Genomic DNA, 20,644 nt, shown 5'->3' with positions numbered 1-20,644 from the left:
TTAACAGCGTTTGCCGCGCCACCGCACGCCCGGAAGGACCGCCCATGCTCGAGCTCAAGGACATCTCCAAGCGCTACGTCACGACCGGCTTCACGCAGGTCGCGCTCGACCACGTCTCCGTGGCCTTCCGTGACAGCGAGTTCGTGGCGGTGCTCGGCCCGTCCGGCTCCGGCAAGACCACGATGCTCAACATCGTGGGCGGCCTCGACCACTTTGACGACGGTGACCTCGTGATCGACGGCATCTCCACCCGCGAGTACAAGGACCGCGACTGGGACGCCTACCGCAACAACCGCATCGGCTTCGTCTTCCAGAGCTACAACCTCATCCCGCACCAGACCATCCTCGCCAACGTTGAGCTCGCGCTCACGCTCTCCGGCGTGGGCCGTGCCGAGCGCCGCCGTCGCGCGCTGGACGCCCTCGCGCGCGTGGGCCTCGCCGACCACGTGAACAAGCGCCCGAGCCAGCTCTCCGGCGGCCAGATGCAGCGCGTGGCCATCGCTCGCGCCCTCATCAACGACCCGGAGATCCTGCTCGCCGACGAGCCCACCGGCGCCCTCGACTCCGCGACGTCCGTGCAGGTCATGGACCTGCTCAAGGAGGTCGCGCAGGATCGTCTCGTGGTCATGGTCACGCACAACCCCGAGCTCGCCCACCAGTACGCCACGCGCATCGTGGAGCTCGCCGACGGCCACATCACGGCGGACTCCGACCCCTTCGACCCCGCCGAGGCGCCGCGCCGCGAGGCCAAGCCCGCCCGTCGGACCTCGATGAGCTTCCTCACCGCGCTCGGCCTCTCGTTCAACAACCTCATGACCAAGAAGGGCCGCACCATCATGACGGCCTTCGCGGGCTCGATCGGCATCATCGGCATCGCCGCGATCCTCGCCCTGGCCAACGGCGTCAACGACTACATCGCCCGCGTGGAGGAGGACACCCTCTCCAGCTACCCGCTCTCGATCACCAAGCAGAGTATGGACGTCTCCGGCATGCTCTCTGAGGACGCCGGTGACGACGCGGCGGGCGAGAAGGACGACGACCCGGACCAGATCCCCGAGTTCATGATGCTCACGGACATGTTTGCCACCGTGGGCTCCAACGACCTCTCCGGCCTCAAGAGCTACCTCGAGTCCGATCCCGACGACCTGGACGAGTACGTGAACGCCATACAGTACGACTACGGCCTCACGCCGCTTGTCTACAAGGCCGATACCACGGACGGTGCGGTCCAGCTCAACCCCAACGCGCTCTCCACGGCCATGACCGGCGGCGCGTCCGGCACCGCTACGGCGGGTATGACGGGCGGCGGCATGTCCGTCTTCAACGAGATGATCGACGACCAGGAGCTCCTCGAGTCGCAGTACGACGTCGTGGCCGGCCGCTGGGCCACCGCCGCCGACGAGTGCGTGCTCGTGCTCACGCAGAGCGGCCGCATCTCCGACTACACGCTCTACGGCATCGGCGTGCTCGACCCGGCCGACCTCACCGAGATGGTGAGCTCGGCGATGAGCGGCACGGCGGGGGAGACCGACATCGAGCAGGGCGAGGTCGACTTCACCTACGATGACGCGCTCGCGCTGGACTTCCGCGTGCTGAGCCCGGCCGACCTCTACCGGAAGAACGCCGAGACGGGCGGCTGGACCAACATGGCCGACGACGCCGACTTTGTGGCGCAGGCCGTCGACAATGGCCTTGACCTGCACGTCGTTGGCGTCGTGCGACCCAACGAGAGCTCTGACGCCAAGGCGCTCTCCGCCGGCATCGCCTACACGCCGGCGCTCACGCAGGAGCTCATGGAGCGCGCCGCGAGCTCGGACATCGTCCAGCAGCAGCTCGCGGACCACGAGACGGACGTCTTCACCGGCAAGTCCTTCGACACGCTGCAGGAGGAGGCGCGCCAGGGCGTTGACCTGGGGAGCCTCTTCTCCGTGGACGAGGACGGCCTGCGCTCGGCCTTCTCGTTCGACACGAGCGCGCTCCAGGGCGCCTTCGACCCGTCGGGCCTGGACCTCTCTGGGCTCTCCGTGGACCTCTCGGGCGTGGCCGACCAGATCGACGTGGAGTCGCTCGTCGCGGGCGCCCCCGCACCGAACTTCTCGGCGATCCTGGACGACGAGCTCGCCGACCCCACGCTCACGCCCGACCAGGTCGAGCAGGTCGCGAACCTCGGCCTCGACCTCGTGCGCGGCTTCATGGGATCGCTCGGCGGCGGCCTCTCCCCGGACGACCCCGACTTCGTGCAGGAGCTCTCCGACGCCCTCGCGCGCTACCTCGCCACCGACGACGCCCAGGCCCTTCTCGCCCAGATCGAGGAGGTCGCCGGCCCCGCCGTGCGCGAGCGCGTCCAGGAGATCCTGGCGGACTACGTCTCAAACGACCTCGCGCCGTACCTGCAGGATTTCATGCAGCAGATGTCCGAGCAGATCGGCGCCGCCGTCTCCGCCCAGCTCCAGAGCGCGATGGCGCAGCTGCTCGCCCAGTACGCCGATCAGGTGGCCGGCGGCCTCGCGCAGCTCCAGAGCGCCTTCTCCGTGGACGGCCAGGCCCTCGCCAGCTCCATCCACTTCAACATGGACGCGGAGGACCTCGCCTCGCTCATGGAGAGCTACGCCAACGCGTCCCAGCTGACCTACGACAACAACCTCCAGACGCTCGGCTACGCCACGCCGGACGACCCGGCCGCGATCCAGATCTACCCGCGTGACTTCGAGGCCAAGGAGCACGTGCTCGGCGTCATCGACGCCTACAACGACGAGCAGCGCGCCGCCGGCAACGACGACGGCGTGATCACCTACACGGACTACATGGGCATCATCATGGGCAGCGTGACGGACATCGTGAACATGATCTCGCTCGTGCTGATCGCGTTCGTGAGCATCTCGCTCGTGGTGAGCTCGATCATGATCGGCATCATCACCTACATCAGCGTGCTCGAGCGCAAGAAGGAGATCGGCATCCTGCGCGCGATCGGCGCCTCCAAGCGAAACGTCGCGAGCGTCTTCAACGCGGAGACCTTCATCGAGGGCCTGATCTCGGGCGTCTTTGCCATCGCCGTGGTGGTGGGCGTGTCGCTGCCGGTGAATGCCTTCGTGGCCAAGACCTTTGACGTCGAGGGAATCATGAACCTGCCGGCGGGCTCGGCCGTGGTGCTCGTGTGCATCTCGGTCGCGCTCACGCTGGTGGCGGGCCTCATCCCGTCGAGCGCGGCCAGCCGCCGCGACCCCGTCGAGGCCCTCCGCAGCGAGTAGGGGAGCGCGGCTCTTCTCGCCTCCAATTTCGCCGAGACGGAGCAAATGCGGAAAACTTTCCGGTTTTTGGCGATGTTTTCTGCAAACGCTCCGTCTCGGCGAGCGGGCCGGTCGGCTTGACATGCGAAACTTTGCACGTACGTGCTCGTTGGGGCCGACGAGCTTCGCGAGCGCCCACTCGAGCCCGTTACCGTCAGCTCCCGTCGCACTCCGCTGCGGACCTGCGCTATGCTGTGAGCCGTCGAGAGGAGCGCACATGCTGCAGAGGGACTACGTGCTGGAGATCGTCGGTCAGTTCGTCGAGGGCGTCTCGCGCGCGCTGCGGCTCGCGGCGCTGGGCGAGAAGGACGGTCTCGTCGCCACGGAGCGCGAGATCGGCGAGCTGCTGGAGCTCGACCCGCAGACCGCGCTCGCCCTCGCGCCCGACTCGCTCGTCACGATGATGGTGCTCTCCGGCATGGGCGACTCTGTCGCCTCCTACGTCTGCTACGCGCTCGACCGGCTTGCGCGCCTCTACGAGCGTGCCGGCGACGAGGACGCGGCGGGCCTGCGCCGCCTCCAGGCGCGCGCCGTGGCGGAGTCCTTCGGCTGCGACCCCGCCGAGGCCCCCGCCGAGCTCGTCGCCCTCGACGCCGAGCTCTTCTCCGGCCGCTGATCGCCGCCTGCCCGAGGCCTGACCCATGTGGCTCACGTTCTGGCTCGCCTTCGCGCTCGCGTCCGTGCTGCTCGTCGTGCCCGGCGCGCTGCTGCTCTTCGCCCTCGGCGCCCGTCCGACCGTCGCGCTCGGCAGCGCCCCGCTCGTCTCGGTGGTCCTCTACGGCGCGCTGGGAATCCTGTTCGCCCTGCTCGGCGTCCCGGCGTCGACGGCGCTCATGGTGGTGCCCCCGCTGCTGCTCGGGGCCGTTCTGCTCGCCTGGCGCCTGAGACCCGCCCGCCGGCCGGCGCCCCCCGGTGTCGCCCAGCGCCACGAGCTGGCGGCGATGGGGGCCTGCGTGCTCGTGGGCGTCGCCGTCACCGGCCTCGTGCTCGTCGCCAACCTGCCCACCCCGGACTCCTTCGTCGAGGCGTGGGACAACGTGGCCCACTTCAACATGGTCCGCAGCATGGAGCAGTCGCGGGTGTGGTCGACGCTCTCCGTCACGTACTACCCAGGCGCGTCCGCCGCGATTGACCCGCTTCCCTCGGCTGCCCACTACTACCCCGAGGGCTGGCATCTCATCGCCGTCATGCTGGTGGACGCCCTCGGTGTCTCCGTGACCTGCGCCGCCAACGCCGTCAACGCCGCCGCGTGCGCGGTGGTCATGCCGGCGGGCGTCTACCTCATGCTGCTGCGCGTCTTTGGCCGCGAGCCGCGCGTCGCGGCGCTCGGCGCGCTCGTCTGCCTCGCCTTCCCGTCGATCCCCTGGAACCTCATCCCGCGCTGGACGCTCTACCCCAACCTCTTCTCGTTCGCGCTGCTGCCCACCGTGATCGCCTCGTTCATGGGCGTCGCGGCGCGCGGGGTCGACCTCCGCGCGCGCGTCATCTCCGGCGTGGTCTTCGTCGTCGGCGGCGCGGCGCTCTACCTCGCGCAGCCCAACTCGGTCTTCTCGGCCGCGGTCTTCCTGGCCCCGTGGTGCGGCTGGCGCATCTTCGAGTGGCGACGCGGCCGGGGGGAGCGCCGCCGACGTGCCACGGCGTGGGTCGCGCTCTGGGCGGCGTTCGTGGTCGCGCTCTGGGCGGTCATGCTCAACCTGCCGTTTCTCGCCGGGGTGGTGGGGTACTACTGGCCGCCGGTGACGAGCTTTCAGAACGCCGTCGACGGCGTCTTTGACCTCTCCTTCGGCGCCGGCCCACCGCGCTACGCGCTGCGCCTGCTCGTCGTCGTGGGCTTTGTCTCGGCCTGCGTGACCGCGCGCCTGCGCTGGCTCGTGGTGCCGTTCTCGTTCTCCGCGCTCGCCTTCGTCGTGGCGGGCGGGATCGACACCCCGCTCAAGACCCTCCTCGCCGGCTTCTGGTACACCGACCCCTACCGCATGGCCGCGATGGCGGCGCTCTTTGCCGTGCCGCTTGCCGCGCGCGGCCTCTACGAGTTCGTGCGCTGCGGGCACCGCCTGTTCGCCGGTCACCCGCGTGCGGACGCGCTCGTGTCGCCGGTGCTGATCGCCGTCTTCGCGGTGGGCCTCTACCTGCCCGCGCTGCGCTGCCGTCTGGGCGTGCCGGCCTCCTCGCACCCGGACAACTTCTACGCCCTTGCCCAGGAGATGGCCGAGAAGAACGACACGTCGCGCCACCTGGGCTACGACGCGGAGAAGATCGCCTTCGTGGAGCGCGCCCTCGAGGTCACAGGGCGCGACGCCGTGGTGCTCAACCAGCCCTACGACGGCTCCGCCTACGCCTACGGGGTGAGCGGCATGAACGTGTACTGGCGCTACATGTCGGGCTACGGCGCCTCTGACGAGGACGGCCTGGAGAGCGAGGCGAGCCGCGTCCTGCGCACGCGCCTCGCGGCCGGGCTCGCCGGCACGGACCCGCTCGCGCGGCAGGCGATCGAGGAGTCCGGCGCCGAGTACGTGCTCGTGCTCGACCGCGACCAGGAGGAGATGGCGGCGGCGTTCAAGCCCTACGTCGACGCCGACTGGGCCGGCTTCCTGGCGCTCGACGACAGCAACCCCGGCGTCGAGGTCGTCCTAGCCGAGGGCGACATGCGGCTCTACCGCATCGTCTGATGGGGGCGCGCTCGGCCCAACGTGCGCCTTGCGCGGCCGACCCGCGCGAGGCCTCTCGGCAAGGCGGGCGCGGACGGAATCAAGAGAGACGTAGGAGTTGCGCCCCTCCCTCCAGCCGTAGAGCCGCGCGGCGCCGACCATCTGCGAAACGCGTCCCTGCGTGACGCCGAGCATGCGCGCGGCCTCCAAGGCCGTCACCTTCTCGATGGTCTCGATGCCGGCGGACACGCCGAAGACCATGTTGGTGCCGCCATGGCGCGGCGCGTTGCCAAAGGTTGGTCTGGGCAGGCACCTGCCGGCAATCTCCCAGTCCTCGATGTGTTTCTTGAGCCAGTCCGCCACCATGAGACAGAGATCCTCAAAGTTCTCGCCTTGGGTCGCTCCATCAATGTCATAGGGGACGGCGACGTAGCAGCCCTCCTCCTGGAATACCTCAAACTCATAGACGCCAAAGTGCATCTCTACCTCCAGTCCCTGATGTCTCTAAAATATATAGTGACATTAGAATAACGTCAGCTGTCTCGCTCGGTGTGCGGTATGGACTGGGGGTTCGAGCGGCATGACAAAGCCCGACGCGCGTCAATGGCGCGTCGGGCGGTGCCTGTCGTGGCGTATTTGGTCGTCTACTTGTCTCGGAGCGCCTCGGACTGGGCCATCCTCACGAGCTTCTTCTTGAGCTCGCAGATCTTCTGGTCCTGCGTGAACGTGCGGACGAGAAGAACCAGGATGCCGCAGCAGAAGATGAAGTTCACCGGCGCGTCAAAGCCCAGGACGTCGGATGCCCAGTAGGCGATCTGGGGAAAGACGGCGAGCACGAGCAGGATGGCGACGATGAAGAGCCAGAAGATCGAGTCGGTGATCTCCAGGCTGGACTTGCGGATCCTGCGCAGCACAAAGAGCAGGATGAGGGCCGCGCAGACGATGAGGGCGATTCTCAGGGGGCCGTTCATGCAGATCACCTGAACCACTGGACGAGGAGGATGGACGTGCAGGCGCGGGCCATGTAGGAGATGGAGCGGCGCAGGTTGAGGTAGGACTCGCCGGCCTCGCGCTCGCGCATCTCCACCTGGACCTCGCGGACCTTCGCGCCGCGCCGCATGAGGTAGGCAACCGAGTCGGGCTCCGGGCCAAAGTCAAAGCGCCGCGCAAACTCCCGCATCATCGCCTGGTCGTAGAGGCGCATTCCCGAGGTCGGGTCCGTGATGCGCTGGCCGGTCGTGAGCCTGATCAGGGTGCTCAGCAGCCTCGAGCCGATCATGCGGGCCGAGAAGGACTTGCGCTCGCTCACAAAGCGCGAGCCGATCACGATGTCGGCCCCCGTGCGCTCCATCTCCAAGACCATGGAGGGGATATACTCGGGCACGTGCTGGCCGTCGGCGTCAAACTGGATGACGGCGTCGTAGCCGTGGGCTAGCGCGTAGCGGACGCCCGTCTGGAACCCCGCCGTGAGGCCGAGGTTGGTGGGGTGGGTGACGTAGTTGTAGCCGTGCTCCCTGCAGATGGCCTCGGTCGCGTCCGAGGAGCCGTCGTTGATGATGACGTAGTCGCATCCCGTGTTGGCGGCGAGAAACTCCTCGACCGTGGACACGATGGACTCCTGCTCGTTGTAGGCAGGGATGATGGCAAGTACGCGCATGGTGCTCCAGGTGGGGGTCTAGGATGTCACGTCAGCGCCATGAGTATAGCCCAAGGGCTTCTCTCCCTCATAGAGCGCAAGTGTCTTGTCCAGATACTCATCCGCATAGCGGAAGTAGATGTAGAGCCACTCGCCCACGAAGTCGCCCTCCGCCTCCTTGAGCAGCGACCACAGGTACCAGCACCAGCCGGCGAGCTGGACGTGCGCCAGGCAGTGCCTGACCTCCTCCGGCTCCGGTGCGTGGCCAAGGTACTCGCCGAGGGCCCGCAGGGCCTCGGCCTCGGTGAGCTCGCAGCAGACGACGCAGGTGCCATAGTCGTTGGCATAGTCGCTCATGCCGGCGTACTCCCAGTCGATGAGGTAGTACTTCTCGTCCTCGTCGATCAGGAAGTTCATGTAGAAGAAGTCGTTGTGGCAGAGGCAGACGCGGGCGTTGTCCGCCCTGACGTGCGCCTCGAGCCGGTCCACCTTGGCGGACATCTCGGCGTAGCCGGGGATGTTGATAGGGCCCTTCTCAAGGATCAGGCCCTCGTAACGCTTTGCCTCCTCATAGAAGTCAAAATGACGTGCGACGGATACGTCGCTCTCATGCAGCTCGCGCCCCATGCGCATCATCCGTGCGAGCTGGTCCGGGTCGTGCGGGTCGGGCTGGCGTGAGTTTGGGACAAATCGAGAGATCTTCCACCCGCGCTTCGAGTCCTCAAAGACGAAGGTGTCATCTATGCCGAGCCGGCGCGCGGTCTCGAGCGCCGCGACTTCCCCGGAGCGATCGATGAGCAACTCGGTGCCCACGCCGGGGTGGCGGTAGACCCACTCCCCAGAATCGGTCGCGAAGTGGCACGAGAGATTGGTGAGTCCCTGCTTGAGGGGGTAGATGTCACGAATCTCCTCACGGGAGCACCCGAGCACGCCCATGATGTTGTCAAAGATCCGGGAGTCAACGTTGTCGATGAACTCCGGGTCAAAGCCCTCGACCTCGGCGAGGGAATCAAACTCGTGGATGACGCCCTTGGGGTAGCGCCTGACCTCCATGTCGAGTGACCCGACGTTACGGACGAGGACGGACTCCCAGAGCTCGTCCTCGGACCCGGCGCGCCTTATCTCTTCATCGAGCATCGGCACAAAGCGCTCGCAGAACGCCCGGTCGAGGTACGCATGACCCAGCATGACCCACGAGTCGCTCCCGCCGACGGTGACGCCCGTGATCCGGCCGTCCTCACAGGCGGAGAGGCACCACTCGCTCGTCTTTCCGTCAACGTACTCCGCCGCGTAGTAGGACTTCCAGACGTAGCGCTCGAAGGGGTTCACGGTGAAGTAGTCATCCGAGGAACAGACGTAGGTGTTGCCGAGCCCCTCGCGCAGGAGCCAGAGCGTCCAGGAGTTGTTGCGCTCCGCGTATTGGTCGTTCACCACGATCTTCACACCGTACTTTGCGGTCAGGTAGAAGAAGTACTCCTTCTTGTAGCCCACCGCCACGGTGATGTCCGAGATGCCGCGTCTGAGCAGCTGCTCTATCTGTCGCTCGATAAGAACCTCCCCTCGCACGCGGAGCATCCCCTTGGGGCGCTCGTAGGAGAGGGGGACAAGGCGACTGGAGAGGCCTGCCGCCAGAATGACGGCGTTTCTCACGCGGTGGGGCTCGAGCGCCTCGATGCCTCGCTCGGTGATGCGGCCGTCCTCGACGAGGCCGGCCTGCTTGCAGGAGCGGATGGCGGACTGCGCCGCGTTGCCGGTGAGGTCAGCGAGTCCCGCAAGGTCGTCTGGTCCCGAGGGCGACCCCGTCGAGGAGAGCGCGCGGAGGACCTCGAACTCGTCTCTTGTGAGCGACATGCTGCCGTCCCTACCTAGTCCTTCTCGGTCCCAAACAGCTCGCGGAAGTCCGCCGCGGCGGTGATGGCGCCCAGGATGATGACGATGGCGCACACGATGCCGCGCGGGTCGGGCATGGTGCCTAGGAGCAGGAGCGAGAAGGGAATTGCCCATGCGGAGTAGGTGATGTTGAGCGCCATGGCGCGAGAGGCGCCGATCTTGGCGATGGCGCGGTAGTAGCAGAGGTAGGAGACCGTGCCGAGAAGGGCGGCGAGTGCGATGACGGGCATCGCGCTGCTCGCGATGATGTCGAGCGTGCAACCCCAACCGCCGAGCAGCGGGATGATCACGAGGGCGTAGGTGACGGCCGAGGTCGTCTGGCGGATCTGCATGGCGCACTCGTCGTCCACGCTTGCGTTGCGCAGGCCCCAGTCTATGACCACGGCCTCGGTGCCCCAGCCAAAGACGCAGACGAGCGAGCCGATGATGCCGAGCGTCCAGTCCCCGGGGATTGCGTCGACAGGGGAGTAGCCCAGGGCGGCGACGCCGGCCACGCATGCAAGGAGGCCGACCCACTGGTAGGCGTGCATGCGCTCCTTCAGAAAGACGGTGGCGAGAAAGGCACCGTAGGCGGGGAAGAACGCGGAGATCGCCGCCGTGTAGGCGGCGCCGATGTTGTTGATCGCGAGGACGTAGCCGGTCATGCCGACGGGGCCGCCAATCAGCGCCGCCCCAACGATGACGAGGCCCTCGCGCGAGCGAATCGTCTTCCACGTCTGGGCGAGCTTTCTGCGGGCGGCCATGTAGAGGAAGGAGAACACCGCGGAGCTCGCATCGTGGAGGAAGGTGCTCGTGAACGACGCGAGCGCTATGGCCTGGGGTGTCGAGACAAAGGCGGCGTTGGAGAGTGCGATGCTCAGGATGACCGTATCGAGCGCCCAGGTGATCGCCGCCGCAACTCCGTGAATCATGCCGCCTCTCCGTTCTCGTACCAGTCGAGCACCATGTCGACGTAGTTGGTGGCATAGCTGTAATAGATGTAGAGCCACTCGCCGACCCCGGCGCCCTCTGCCTCCTTCTCGAGTGCCCAGACGTACCAGCACCATCCTCCGAGGACGACGCGCGACCAGAAGTGCCTGCACTCCTCGAAGGTCGGGGTGCGCCCAAAGTAGTAGGCGAGCGCCTCGTCAGCCTGCTTCTGGTCGTACTCGCTGCAGATGACAAAGGTGCCAAAGTCGTTGCCGGGGTCGGACATCCCCGCGAACTCCCAGTCGATGACGTCGATGTCGCCCTCCTCGTCAAAGAGGAAGTTGAGCGGCAGGTAGTCGTTGTGACTGAAGCAGAGACCATAGCCGTCTGCGGCGGAGAAGTCGTTGAGGCGCACGATCTTGTCACGAAGCTCAAAGTAACCGGGTATGTCGATGGGGCCGTGGGTCTTGAGGAGGTTCTCGTACCCGACGCCGTCCGAGAAGAAGTCGAACTCGGAGTCGATGGTCGCCCCCGACTCGTGGAAGCGGCGGCACAGCTCCATCGCCCGCTTGACCTGGGAGGGGTCGGTGGGATCGAGCGTGTGGGCGTTCGGGACAAAGCGACAGATCTTCCAACCCTTCCGCTCGTCCTCGTGGATGAACGTCCGGTCGACGCCGAGCTCTCGCGCAACCGTGTTGGCCTGCGTCTCGGCGACGCGGTTCATGAACTTCTCGGTTCCCACGCCCGGGTGGCGGTAGACGTACTCGTCATCTCCCACGCGGAAGTGACAGGAGAGGTTGGTGAGGCCCAGGCTCATTGGGTAGAAGTCGACGATGCTCTCGCGGGCGCAGCCGAGCACGCTCACGATGTTGTCAAAGATCTCGGAGTCAACGTTCTCGATGAAGTCGGGGTCAAACTTCTCCAGCTCCGCGAGCGAGTCAAACTCATGGATGACGCCCTCGGGGTAGCGCTTGATCTCCATGTCGAGTGCCTTGAGGTTCTCGGCATAGATGGACTCCCAGAGCTTGCCCGCGTTCTCCGGACGCGCGACGGCCTCGTCGAGCAGGGGTACGAAGCGCTCGGAGAAGGCACGGTCAAAGTAGACGTGGCCGAGCATGACCCACGAGTCGTGGCCGCCGATCGTCACGCCCGTGATGCGGTCCTTGGGCCCAGTCTCGATGCACCACTCCTCGGTCGAACCGGCGACGTACTCCGAGGCATAGTAGGACTTCCAGACGTAGCGCTCGAAGGGGTTCACGGTGAAGTAGTCGTCGGAGGAGCACACGTAGGTGTTTCCGAGCTGCTCGCGCACGAGCCAGAGCGTCCAGGAGTTGTTGCGCTCCGCGTATTGGTCGTTCACCACGATCTTCACGCCAAACTTGGCGGCAAGGTAGAAGAAGTACTCCTTCTTGTAGCCCACGACCACGGTGATGTCGGAGATGCCGCGCCGGAGCAGCTGCTTGATCTGGCGCTCGATAAGGACCTCGTCGCGCACGCGGAGCATGCCCTTGGGGCGCTCGTAGGAGAGGGGAACAAAGCGGCTGGAGAGGCCGGCGGCCATGATGACGGCGTTGCGTACGCGGTAGGGCTCGAGCGCCTCGATGCCCCGCTCGGTGATGCGGCCGTCCTCGACGAGGCTGGCCTGCTTGCAGGACTGGACGGCGGAGTTGACCGTGCCCAGGGAGAGCCCGCAGGTCTCGGCCAGGTCGCGCTGCGTCAGCGGCTCGCCCGTGTCGGAGAGCGCCTGCAGGACCTTGAACTCGCTCTTGGTGAGGGACATGTCTGCTCCCGGTAGTATCGACTGCTTACCTTGGGATGATTGTACGCTTACCGTTTTCTTATGTTCATATTACTTTGAAGCCAAGCTGAAAATGAACGTATTCTTCAAATAACATGGAAGGTCACCAGGCTCACGGCGCGGGCTGTCTGATGGGGTATGCTTTTCAGCCGAGTTGACGCGAAGGGAGATGGGCAATGAATCAGGCGGAGGCGCTTGCAAAGCTGCAGGCAACCGAGCTGGAGATTCTGCTGGTGATTGCTGCGTTTTGTCGAGAGCATGATATTACGTGGTTCCTTGAGGGGGGCACGGCGCTCGGTGCGATTCGCCACAAGGGCTTTATCCCCTGGGACGATGACGTGGACATCGCCTTGCTTCGTGAGGACTACGATCGCTTTTGTGAGCTTGCGAAGACGGGGCTTCCCTCCGGCTACTCTCTCCACACCTCGCGCAATACCGCCGGCAACGCCGCCCTCTTTGCAAAGGTCTACAAGGACGGAACGCGCTTTGAGAATCAGGAGACTCGCGAGGCGGGGCACGCCCAGGGCATTTTTGTGGACGTTTTCCCCTACGATCGTCTGCCCGTCGATTCTGCCGAGCGTCGCCGGGAGATCTCTCGAGCCTCTCGCGCGCAGCAACTCTCCTACCTCTATCATGCAAGAAGCGTGACGGTTCCCCATAGGGGTGCTCTTGGGGCCGCCGAGCGTGCCGCGTGTTTCTTGGCCCATGGCGTCCTTCGTCTGATCGTGTCGGATGCCGAATGGTTCCAGAATTGTTTTGACGGAGCCATTGTGCGCGAAGGGGAACTGAGCGACGAATGCCTCACGCTTGTGTGGCCAAACATGTCGCCCATTTCTGCTAAAAGCCTTGTGCCTCCTGCCGTCGCGCAGTTTGAGGGGCACGAGCTGCCCGTCCCTCATGACGTTGAGCTTTATCTCGAGCATGTCTATGGCGACTGGCGTCGCATACCCGATCCCGAGGATCGCCATACGCATCTGCCGTTGTTCATAGACTTCGGCGACGGGACGACGTGGGGAAGTGCCGCGCGATGAAGCGACTCTCTGTCAGGGAGAATATGATTTGGAACTCGGTGGGTTCGCTGCTGTACTCCGGGTGCCAGTGGCTCATCACCGTGTTGGTGGTGCGGCTTTCCCCAGACTATGACGCCGCCGGCGTGCTTGCTCTTGCCATGGCGATCTCCAATGTTTTTGCACCGATTGCGCTCTATAAAATTCGTGCCTATCAGGTGTCGGACGTTCATGAGGAAACGTCCTCGGGAGAGTACGTGGGTTTCCGCTTTGTCACCATCGGAATCGCCCTTGTTGGCGTCATGGCATACGCTGCGCTGACCTGTGCCTCCAACGCGCTTCCTTGCATCTTCCTCTATCTCGTGTTTCGTTCGATTGACAGCTTTATTGACGTGCTCCATGGCATTGATCAGCAGCACTATCGCATGGATTATTGCGGTTGGTCGATGGGCGTGCGCGGGGTGTTGTTCGTCGTCTCGTTTTCTCTGGTGCTGGCGCTTACGGGCAGCCTCGAGCTTGCCGTGCTGTCCATGTCAATCGTGACCCTTCCAATTGTCTTCTACGATCTTTCACGCGCTGCGCGCCTCTCGTCTGTGCGCCCCGTGTTCTCCCGCGAGAAGATCATCCAGCTGCTCATTCGATGCCTTCCCGCCGTAGTGGGCATGGCGGTCTGCAATCTCGTCGTCACGTTTGCTCGACAGTATCTCGGCATGTCCCAGGGAGAGTCAGCCCTTGGGATTTATGCGTCCATCTGCACTCCCATCGTCTTGATTCAAGCGTGCTCAAACTATGTGTATGCCCCGCTGCTGGGCGTATTTGCCGAGCACCTCGACCGAGGGGACACAGCCTCTTTTCGTCAACTCTTTGCCCGCGTCATCCTTGCTTTCGTAGTGATCTTCGCGGGCGGTGCCGCCCTTTTCTTCTTTGCGGGCGATTGGTTCTTGCAGGCCGTCTTTGGTGAGGGAATCGTTCCATACGGCTATCTCATGTACGCGGGCATCCTCAGCTCTGCCGTTACGGCGTGCATCGCGTTTCTCTCGGATTTGCTGGTGAGCATGAGGCAGATGCGCTGGAACCTCATAGGTAACCTGGTCGCCTGCGTGGTGTCCGTTCCGGCTACGATCTTGCTGGTGGACGCATTTGGCATGAACGGGACGAGCCTGTCAATCTCGCTGTCCTATGCAGTGGGGGTAGCTATTATGTGCTGGCACGTGCTTCGCTTCCTCTGTGGGGCCCATGGTGCGAAAGGGATGGCGGATGGCTGCTAGCTACGCGCTCTTCTCGGCGCAGTATCCGCCGCATCTGGGCGGCATCGAGAACTTCACGCAGGGCCTTGCCCGCGCGCTCGTGGCCCGGGGAAACCAGGTCGTGGTGGTGACCAACGACACCGAAGGGCTGGGTGCCGGCGTCGTGCACGAGGGGGGCGTCGAGGTCGTGAGGCTGCCCTGCCGACCGCTCGTCTCGGGGCGGTTTCCGCTGCCGCGCCACGGCTCTGAGCGCCGCCGCCTCATGGAGGGGCTCGCCCGCCGGCCGCTCGACGGCGTGCTCGTCAACGCGCGGTTTTACCCACAGTCCCTACTGGGGATGCGTCTTGCGCGCGCACACGGGCTCACGCCCGTGGTGCTCGACCACGGATCCGCTCACCTCTCCTTCTCGAGTCCCGCGCTCGACCCCGCGGTGCGTCTCTATGAGCATGCGGTCACGCGATGGGGGAGACGTCACGCCCCGCGCTACTACGGCATCTCCGAGAAGAGCGCCGAGTGGCTCGCTCACTTTGGGATTCGAGCGGAGGGCGTGATCACCAACGCGATCGACGCCAACGCGTATCGCGCCGCCGCCAGCGGCCGTGGCTTCCGCGGCGAGCTTGGGATCGCCGCCGATGGGCTCCTGGTCGCCTTCGTTGGCCGCCTCGTTCCCGAGAAGGGCGTCTCCGCGCTGATCGAGGCCTCGCGCGACGAGCGCCTCCGTGAGGCGGGTGTGACGTTCGTGCTCGCCGGGGACGGCCCGCTTGCCGGTGATGTCCGAGCCGCCGAGGGGCCCTGCCTGCGCTGGGTCGGCCGCCTTGGGCGCGAGGACACGGCCGCGCTCCTCTTGCAGGCGGACCTCATGTGCCTGCCCACGCGTTCCGAGGGCTTCTCGACCACGCTCCTCGAGGCCTCAGCGTGCGGCTGCCCGTCGCTCGTGACGGACGTTGGCGGCGCCCGCGAGCTCATCCCCGACGAGCGCTATGGCCGCATCATACCGGACGCGACGGCGGGGACGGTCGTGCGTGAGGTGCTCGCGCTCTGCGGGCGTCGCGAGGAGCTGCCCTCGATGGGCGAGCGGTGCCGCGAGCTGGTGCGGGAGCGCTTCTCCTGGGACGCGACGGCATCGGCGGTCGAGCATGCATTGTTATGAGATTGCTGGCGGCTGGCCCTTCCTCTGAGGTGCAGACACCCCTTGGGGGGTAGAATCAAGTCATCAACGCGATTAAGGTGTCTGAGGTGACGTAATCGTTTAGTTGGACCGTCTCGTTCCGGACGTGCTGGAGGGCCCCTTCTATGTGGTCTTTGTTTATCGTTGACGTTGTGTTTGCGTTGATTGCTGCCTATTTGCCCGGCTTCCTCTTCTTTAGGGGTATCCGCTTTTCTCGTGCGGATGCGATTGCTCTCTCGCCTTTGTTCTCACTGATTGGCTTCTACTTGATTTCGGGCCTTTATCCAGTGCTGGGAGTTCATTCGGGTTGGGCTAATACTATCCTGCCTGTGTTTGCGATAGGCTTTGGCATTTGGGCATTGCCGCACATCATGGATGTGCGGCTCTCATCAGGCGACAGAAGGGAGCGTTCTCGTTGCGCGTCCTGGAAGAATCTCATTCTCTACCTTGCAATTGCAGCCGTCGTTTGCATGCTCTACTACGTTTTGCCTCTCGATGGTGCGGACTCGTTCTTTCAGGAGAACGACAACATCGCGCATCTGACGGGTGTGCGTGATTCCCTGAACACCGGTGTTTTCGTCGACTATCCGCTTTTCGTTTCCTATCCGTATTTGTGGAACGTTCTCGCGTCTGTGGTGGCGAGTTTCGGACAGGCAAATGTTGCAGTTGCTGTTAACGCGGTCAACTATGTTATTTGTTCGGTGCTTTTCCCGTCGGCGACGTGTCTGTTTATGAGCTATGTGTTTAGGAAGCGAGCGTCAGTAGTGAGGTTTGGCGCTCTATTTCCTGTCGCCTTTGCGGCATTTCCTTGGGGTTTTCTTCTCTTCGGTCCTCTCTACCCCAACTTGCTTGGTTACTCTCTGCTGCCTCTTGTCGCTTTCGAATTCATGTTGTTGCTGAACGCCGGCTCATCGAGGTCCTTTCTTGGTTGGCTACTCGCTTTTTCTGCGGGATGCGCTCTCTTGCTCGCCGCTCATCCGAACGCGATTTTTGTTGGCGTTGCCTTACTATCGTGCTATGCGGTTTCGGCTCTATATGTACGCGCTCGGGATTGGGGCCTGCAAGGAAAGAAACGTCTCATTCCAAGTATTGCCTTTACGGTGCTTGTTCTGCTGGTTTGGATTTTCCTGTACATGGCGCCGCCTCTTCATGACGTGGTCCACTTTGACTGGCCTGCATACACTACGGTCTCGCAAGCAATCTCAAACTTCTTCCAGCTGGGACTCAACAAGGCTAGCGGTCCTCAGTGGGTGCTTGCTGCGATTATGGTACTCGGATGCGTGGTGTGCATCCTCAGGCGAGAGAACTGTTGGCTTGTTGTGACATTCGCACTTATGGCATTGATCTATGTTGTCTGCACGTCTGTGGCGAGTGAGTGGCGAACGATTCTCTCAGGGTTTTGGTACAACGACAGCTTCAGAATTGCGGCAATGATTCCCTTTGTAGGAATACCGCTTGCCTCGGTAGGCTTTGACGCGCTGTGTTCGCTTGCGGTGCGCGCCGTAAGCAGGGAGCTTCCGACTTTCGAGTCCAGATGGCGCTCATGCTGTACGGTGGGTTTTCTCTGCGCGGGCTTCATGGCGACAAACTTCTATCCAAATATCTCTATTCCTCAGAATCAGGTGGGGCTTGTTACGGGTTTTGGCATGGTGAACAGCATGCTCTCCTCGCATAATGCTCGAGTAACTGACGAGAACGGGCTTGATCTGGAAGAGAGCACATTTCTTACTGAGACGAGGGATTTGGTTGGAGATGAGCCGGTCCTGAACTATCCGTATGACGGCAGCGCTTATGCGTATGCTCTCTACAATCTCAACGTTGTGAACCGTGACTGGTTCTATAAACCTCACGGGGAAGGTGACGCGAACCTCGAGGTGCTGCGTGCACACGTTAATGAAATTGAAAGCGACCGTTCAGTCCGGGAGGCTGCTCGCTCAGCTGGAGTCAGCTACGTGCTCCTTCTGGATTGTGACGGTATGACGAAGGGGGAGGGGTGCTATTCCTCGCCGGGCTACGTCAGTGAGGACTGGGCCGGTCTTGAGGGGATGAATGACTCCACTCCCGGCTTTGAAGTTGTTCTTTCCGAGGGAGACATGAGGCTCTACCGGATAGTCGAGTAAGGGTGCGATAACCTAGTTGTCGGAGTAGCCACGTCACACGGTAGGGGGATTCTCTTGAAGCCGGCCGTTTCCATTCTGGTTCCCATCTGCAACGTCCAGAGATATCTCCGGGAGTGCATCGAGAGCCTGGTCAACCAGACCCTGCGTGAGATAGAGATCATCCTCATCAACGACGGCTCGACGGACGACTCGCTCTCCATCGTGCGCGAGTTCGAACGCCGTGACCCCCGCATCGTCGTCATCGACAAGCCCAACAGCGGCTACGGCGACTCCATGAATCGGGGGCTCGACCGCGCGACGGGCGAGTACGTTGGCATTGTGGAGTCGGACGACTTTGCCGCGCCCAACATGTTCGAGAAGCTCTACGGGGCGGCCAAGGAGCATGATGCCGACGTCGTCAAGAGCAACTTCTACGCCTACAGCACCACGGGCGAGGAGGGGGAGCACGAGGAGCTCGTTGAGAACCTCGCCGGCTGTCCCTACGACACGGTCTTCCGGCCCGTCGAGCACCAGACGGTATTCCTGTGCCGCCCGGCCATCTGGAGCGGCCTCTACCGTCGCTCGTTTCTCGTCGAGAACGACGTGCGCTTCCTGCCCACGCCGGGTGCCTCATTCCAGGACACGGGCTTCTGCTTCAAGCTCCTCTACGCCGCGGAACGGGCGTACCTGCTCAGGAAGGGCTTCCTGCGCTATCGCGTCGACAACGACGGCTCCTCGGTCAAGTCCCAGGCCAAGATCTTCCCCATATGCGAGGAGTATGCGGAGATCTGGCGCTATGCGCAGCGAGATGCCGAGAAGTTCGAGAAGATCAAGCGACGCATTCCCTATCAGCAGTTCGGCGGCTACCGCTGGAACCTGGAGCGGCTCGTTCCCCAGATTCGCCGCCAGTTCTACGTGCGCATGATCGACGAGTTCCAGCGGATCTCCGCTGCGGGCCTACTCGACGCCTCGTACTTTGACGGCGGGGCGTGGGAGACGCTCTCCAGTATGCTCGCGGACCCCGAGGGACACTACCTGCGCGCCTACGGACCCGTCGAGGTTGCGGGCACGGTCGTGGCGTGCCTCTCCGGGCTGGCGAGGGAGGACGTCCTCGCCAGCCTGCCCGCCGTCCTCGATGCCACCTCGGACAGCGACGAGGTGCTTCTCGTCCACGAGGACACCGGTGCGCTCGTGGCGGAGCTGAGGGCCTCGGATGCCCGAGCCAGCAGGGTCTATGATGACGCCGACCTGCTCACTTCGAAGCTCCTGCTCGGCGTCGATGCCGCGCGGATTCGCGGCGGCCGCCTCGCGCTGCTGTGCGCCTCGCGCGCCGTCTCGGCTGCAGACCTCGGCCCCACGGGGGAGCTTCTCTCGCGCGACGGCGCCTGCGTTCCGTCCGAGGGAGTGCTGGTTCTGGCAGGGGAGACCGATGCCCTGCTCTCGCACGGGAGCTTCCTTCCGGTCATTGCGCTGCGTGCCCTCCTTGCCGCGCTCGAGGTGAGCTCCCTTCCCGCTGGTCTCGGCATGTGCGGGGACGCCGTCTCTGTGGTGACGCCGTCCACCTTTGAGGAGGCCGTCGGCGAGCTTGTCCGGTTTGCGGACGACCTTATGGGGTCAGAGCTCTCCTACGAGGCCAAGCGAGCCGTCTTTGCGGCGGCGCTGCCCATCTGGAGTCGGGTGAGGAAGTCCTTCTCGCTGCTGGACGACCTTGACGCGGAGCCGATTCGCCCCGTCTTTGAGGGGATGGCCGACTCCGCCGCACTCGTGTTCCCCGCCGGCGGGGAGAGCGGGCCCAAAAGCCCGGCGGTCTCCGTCATCGTCCCCGTCTATAACGCGCTGGCGTACCTCTTCGAGGCCGTTGAGTCGATTCTTCGCCAGGATCTGCGGGACATCGAGGTCATCTTTGTCAACGACGGCTCCACTGACGCCTCGCTCGACGCCCTCGAGTCCATTGCCTCCAAGGACGCGCGCGTCCGCGTTGTCTCCCAGTTCAACTGCGGGGCCGGCGCGGCGCGCAACCGGGGCATCTCGCTCGCTCGCGGCAGCGCCCTCGCCTTTATCGACCCGGACGACCTCTACGCCAGCGAGCACGCCCTGAGTGCGCTGCTCGAGGGGCTGCGCAGCAGCGGCTCCCTCATGTGCGGCGGGTCCTTCAGCCTCCTCACGCCCTCGGGGAAGGTGAAGGAGGAGTTCTCGTTCGCCGAGTCTTTCTATACGGCGGATGTCGAGAAGGATGTTGCTCTCGAGCACGTCTGGAACGACTACGGATGGATTCGCTTCCTGTATGACGCCCGCCTCTTCGCGGATGGTAGCGTGAGGTTCCCACAGCTTAGTTGGTATGAGGACCCGGTGTTCCTGACGCGTGCCGTCTGTGCTGCGGAGGGGTATCACCTCATCCCCGACGTCGTGTACCGCTATCGTGTGGGCTACAAGAAGACCGAGTGGACCTCTGCGCGCATTCGCGACCTGCTGTGGGGAATTCGCGAGAACCTCCGGTTTGCCGCGGAGCATGGTATGGCTGAGCTCTACACGACAGTGGCGAGTCGCCTCGAGCAGGACTACTACTGGCCGATTATGAAGAACCTCGACGAGGAAGTGGTTTTCCGCAGTCTTCTTGCTATTCAAAACGAGCTTAGGTCTGACCTCATTCTGCCCTCGCACGAGGCGGGGGAGCGGATTCACCTCCTGAAGCCGCTAGCCGACCTTGCGTCGGACAAGAACCGGAAACGCGAGACGGCAATCGTTCGCCTTGCCCACAAGGTCGAGGAGACAACTCTCTACGAGGGTGTGCAGCGTCTCATCTGGCGAGCGAAAGGACAGAACCCGGAATAAGCTTTAGGTTGCTGCGTCTACCATTTCCGGTGTGGGCCCCATCACGTTTTGTGTGATGGGGCCTCTCCTGTGTTTTGGGTGGATTTGCTTCAAAACGCATAGTATGAGACCCGATGTATCTGT

Annotated in this window: 14 protein-coding genes; 8 read left to right on the top strand and 6 right to left on the bottom strand. The window is 63.9% G+C overall.

The features are described from left to right. Positions 1 to 44: 44 nt before the first annotated feature. The 3 genes from H6A07_RS08165 to H6A07_RS08155 all read left to right on the top strand — a co-directional run bounded on the left by H6A07_RS08165 (position 45) and on the right by H6A07_RS08155 (position 5,956). Complete coding sequence (locus H6A07_RS08165; protein WP_204814432.1) at positions 45 to 3,248, top strand: ATP-binding cassette domain-containing protein; 3,204 nt, start codon at positions 45 to 47, stop codon at positions 3,246 to 3,248. A gap of 256 nt (positions 3,249 to 3,504) precedes the next feature. Next, a complete protein-coding gene (locus H6A07_RS08160) occupies positions 3,505 to 3,903 on the top strand; it encodes a hypothetical protein (protein ID WP_204814431.1) in 399 nt (132 codons plus the stop codon). Between the two features lie 25 nt (positions 3,904 to 3,928). After that, positions 3,929 to 5,956, top strand: a complete 2,028-nt coding sequence (locus tag H6A07_RS08155) for a DUF6541 family protein (RefSeq protein WP_204814430.1) — start codon at positions 3,929 to 3,931, stop codon at positions 5,954 to 5,956. On the opposite strand, the gene H6A07_RS08150 is transcribed toward H6A07_RS08155, so the two are convergent. The 6 genes from H6A07_RS08150 to H6A07_RS08125 all read right to left on the bottom strand — a co-directional run bounded on the left by H6A07_RS08150 (position 5,918) and on the right by H6A07_RS08125 (position 12,150). Then, positions 5,918 to 6,415, bottom strand: a complete 498-nt coding sequence (locus tag H6A07_RS08150; protein WP_204814429.1) for a type II toxin-antitoxin system HicB family antitoxin — start codon at positions 6,413 to 6,415, stop codon at positions 5,918 to 5,920. The two genes, H6A07_RS08155 and H6A07_RS08150, sit on opposite strands and share 39 nt — an antisense overlap. Positions 6,416 to 6,579: 164 nt before the next feature. Next, on the bottom strand, positions 6,580 to 6,906 hold the full coding sequence (locus H6A07_RS08145; protein WP_204814428.1) for a DUF2304 domain-containing protein: 327 nt from the start codon (positions 6,904 to 6,906) through the stop codon (positions 6,580 to 6,582). A gap of 5 nt (positions 6,907 to 6,911) precedes the next feature. Further along, entirely contained in the window at positions 6,912 to 7,592 is a 681-nt protein-coding gene (locus H6A07_RS08140; protein WP_204814427.1) for a glycosyltransferase family 2 protein, read from the bottom strand. Between the two features lie 18 nt (positions 7,593 to 7,610). Beyond that, positions 7,611 to 9,422: a phosphotransferase gene (locus H6A07_RS08135; RefSeq protein ID WP_204814426.1), complete on the bottom strand. Its 1,812-nt coding sequence runs from the start codon at positions 9,420 to 9,422 to the stop codon at positions 7,611 to 7,613. Positions 9,423 to 9,436: 14 nt separating this feature from the next. Further along, positions 9,437 to 10,372, bottom strand: coding sequence for a DMT family transporter (locus H6A07_RS08130; RefSeq protein ID WP_204814425.1), 936 nt, complete (start codon positions 10,370 to 10,372; stop codon positions 9,437 to 9,439). Beyond that, positions 10,369 to 12,150: a phosphotransferase gene (locus H6A07_RS08125; protein ID WP_204814424.1), complete on the bottom strand. Its 1,782-nt coding sequence runs from the start codon at positions 12,148 to 12,150 to the stop codon at positions 10,369 to 10,371. Before H6A07_RS08125 ends, H6A07_RS08130 begins: the two co-directional genes overlap by 4 nt. A 194-nt stretch (positions 12,151 to 12,344) precedes the next feature. On the opposite strand from H6A07_RS08125, the gene H6A07_RS08120 reads away from it, so the two are divergent. The 5 genes from H6A07_RS08120 (at position 12,345) to H6A07_RS08100 (ending at position 20,521) form a co-directional block, all read left to right on the top strand. Beyond that, positions 12,345 to 13,199, top strand: coding sequence for a LicD family protein (locus tag H6A07_RS08120; RefSeq protein ID WP_204814423.1), 855 nt, complete (start codon positions 12,345 to 12,347; stop codon positions 13,197 to 13,199). Between the two features lie 23 nt (positions 13,200 to 13,222). Continuing rightward, positions 13,223 to 14,443, top strand: a complete 1,221-nt coding sequence (locus tag H6A07_RS08115; protein WP_204814422.1) for a lipopolysaccharide biosynthesis protein — start codon at positions 13,223 to 13,225, stop codon at positions 14,441 to 14,443. Next, complete coding sequence (locus H6A07_RS08110) at positions 14,433 to 15,572, top strand: glycosyltransferase family 4 protein (protein WP_204814421.1); 1,140 nt, start codon at positions 14,433 to 14,435, stop codon at positions 15,570 to 15,572. Before H6A07_RS08115 ends, H6A07_RS08110 begins: the two co-directional genes overlap by 11 nt. 152 nt (positions 15,573 to 15,724) lie before the next feature. Next, the gene (locus H6A07_RS08105; RefSeq protein ID WP_204814420.1) at positions 15,725 to 17,710 is read left to right on the top strand and encodes a DUF6541 family protein; all 1,986 of its coding nucleotides are present in this window, start codon (positions 15,725 to 15,727) and stop codon (positions 17,708 to 17,710) included. Between the two features lie 54 nt (positions 17,711 to 17,764). Beyond that, a complete protein-coding gene (locus H6A07_RS08100; protein WP_204814419.1) occupies positions 17,765 to 20,521 on the top strand; it encodes a glycosyltransferase family 2 protein in 2,757 nt (918 codons plus the stop codon). Positions 20,522 to 20,644: the final 123 nt, after the last annotated feature.

It is taken from the genome of Olsenella uli (assembly GCF_016899935.1).
In the GTDB taxonomy this organism is placed as follows: domain Bacteria; phylum Actinomycetota; class Coriobacteriia; order Coriobacteriales; family Atopobiaceae; genus Thermophilibacter; species Thermophilibacter uli_B.
Note: the sequence above shows the minus strand (reverse complement) of the source record. Positions and strands in the feature narration are given on the sequence as shown.

Excerpts from the sequence above, each read along its gene's own strand:
- H6A07_RS08140 (WP_204814427.1), bottom strand. The coding sequence starts at position 7,592 with ATGCGCGTACTTGCCATCATCCCTGCCTACAACGAGCAGGAGTCCATC.
- H6A07_RS08115 (WP_204814422.1), top strand. The coding sequence starts at position 13,223 with ATGATTTGGAACTCGGTGGGTTCGCTGCTGTACTCCGGGTGCCAGTGG.
- H6A07_RS08125 (WP_204814424.1), bottom strand. The coding sequence starts at position 12,150 with ATGTCCCTCACCAAGAGCGAGTTCAAGGTCCTGCAGGCGCTCTCCGAC.
- H6A07_RS08145 (WP_204814428.1), bottom strand. The coding sequence starts at position 6,906 with ATGAACGGCCCCCTGAGAATCGCCCTCATCGTCTGCGCGGCCCTCATC.
- H6A07_RS08155 (WP_204814430.1), top strand. The coding sequence starts at position 3,929 with ATGTGGCTCACGTTCTGGCTCGCCTTCGCGCTCGCGTCCGTGCTGCTC.
- H6A07_RS08160 (WP_204814431.1), top strand. The coding sequence starts at position 3,505 with ATGCTGCAGAGGGACTACGTGCTGGAGATCGTCGGTCAGTTCGTCGAG.
- H6A07_RS08135 (WP_204814426.1), bottom strand. The coding sequence starts at position 9,422 with ATGTCGCTCACAAGAGACGAGTTCGAGGTCCTCCGCGCGCTCTCCTCG.
- H6A07_RS08165 (WP_204814432.1), top strand. The coding sequence starts at position 45 with ATGCTCGAGCTCAAGGACATCTCCAAGCGCTACGTCACGACCGGCTTC.
- H6A07_RS08110 (WP_204814421.1), top strand. The coding sequence starts at position 14,433 with ATGGCTGCTAGCTACGCGCTCTTCTCGGCGCAGTATCCGCCGCATCTG.
- H6A07_RS08130 (WP_204814425.1), bottom strand. The coding sequence starts at position 10,372 with ATGATTCACGGAGTTGCGGCGGCGATCACCTGGGCGCTCGATACGGTC.
- H6A07_RS08120 (WP_204814423.1), top strand. The coding sequence starts at position 12,345 with ATGAATCAGGCGGAGGCGCTTGCAAAGCTGCAGGCAACCGAGCTGGAG.
- H6A07_RS08150 (WP_204814429.1), bottom strand. The coding sequence starts at position 6,415 with ATGCACTTTGGCGTCTATGAGTTTGAGGTATTCCAGGAGGAGGGCTGC.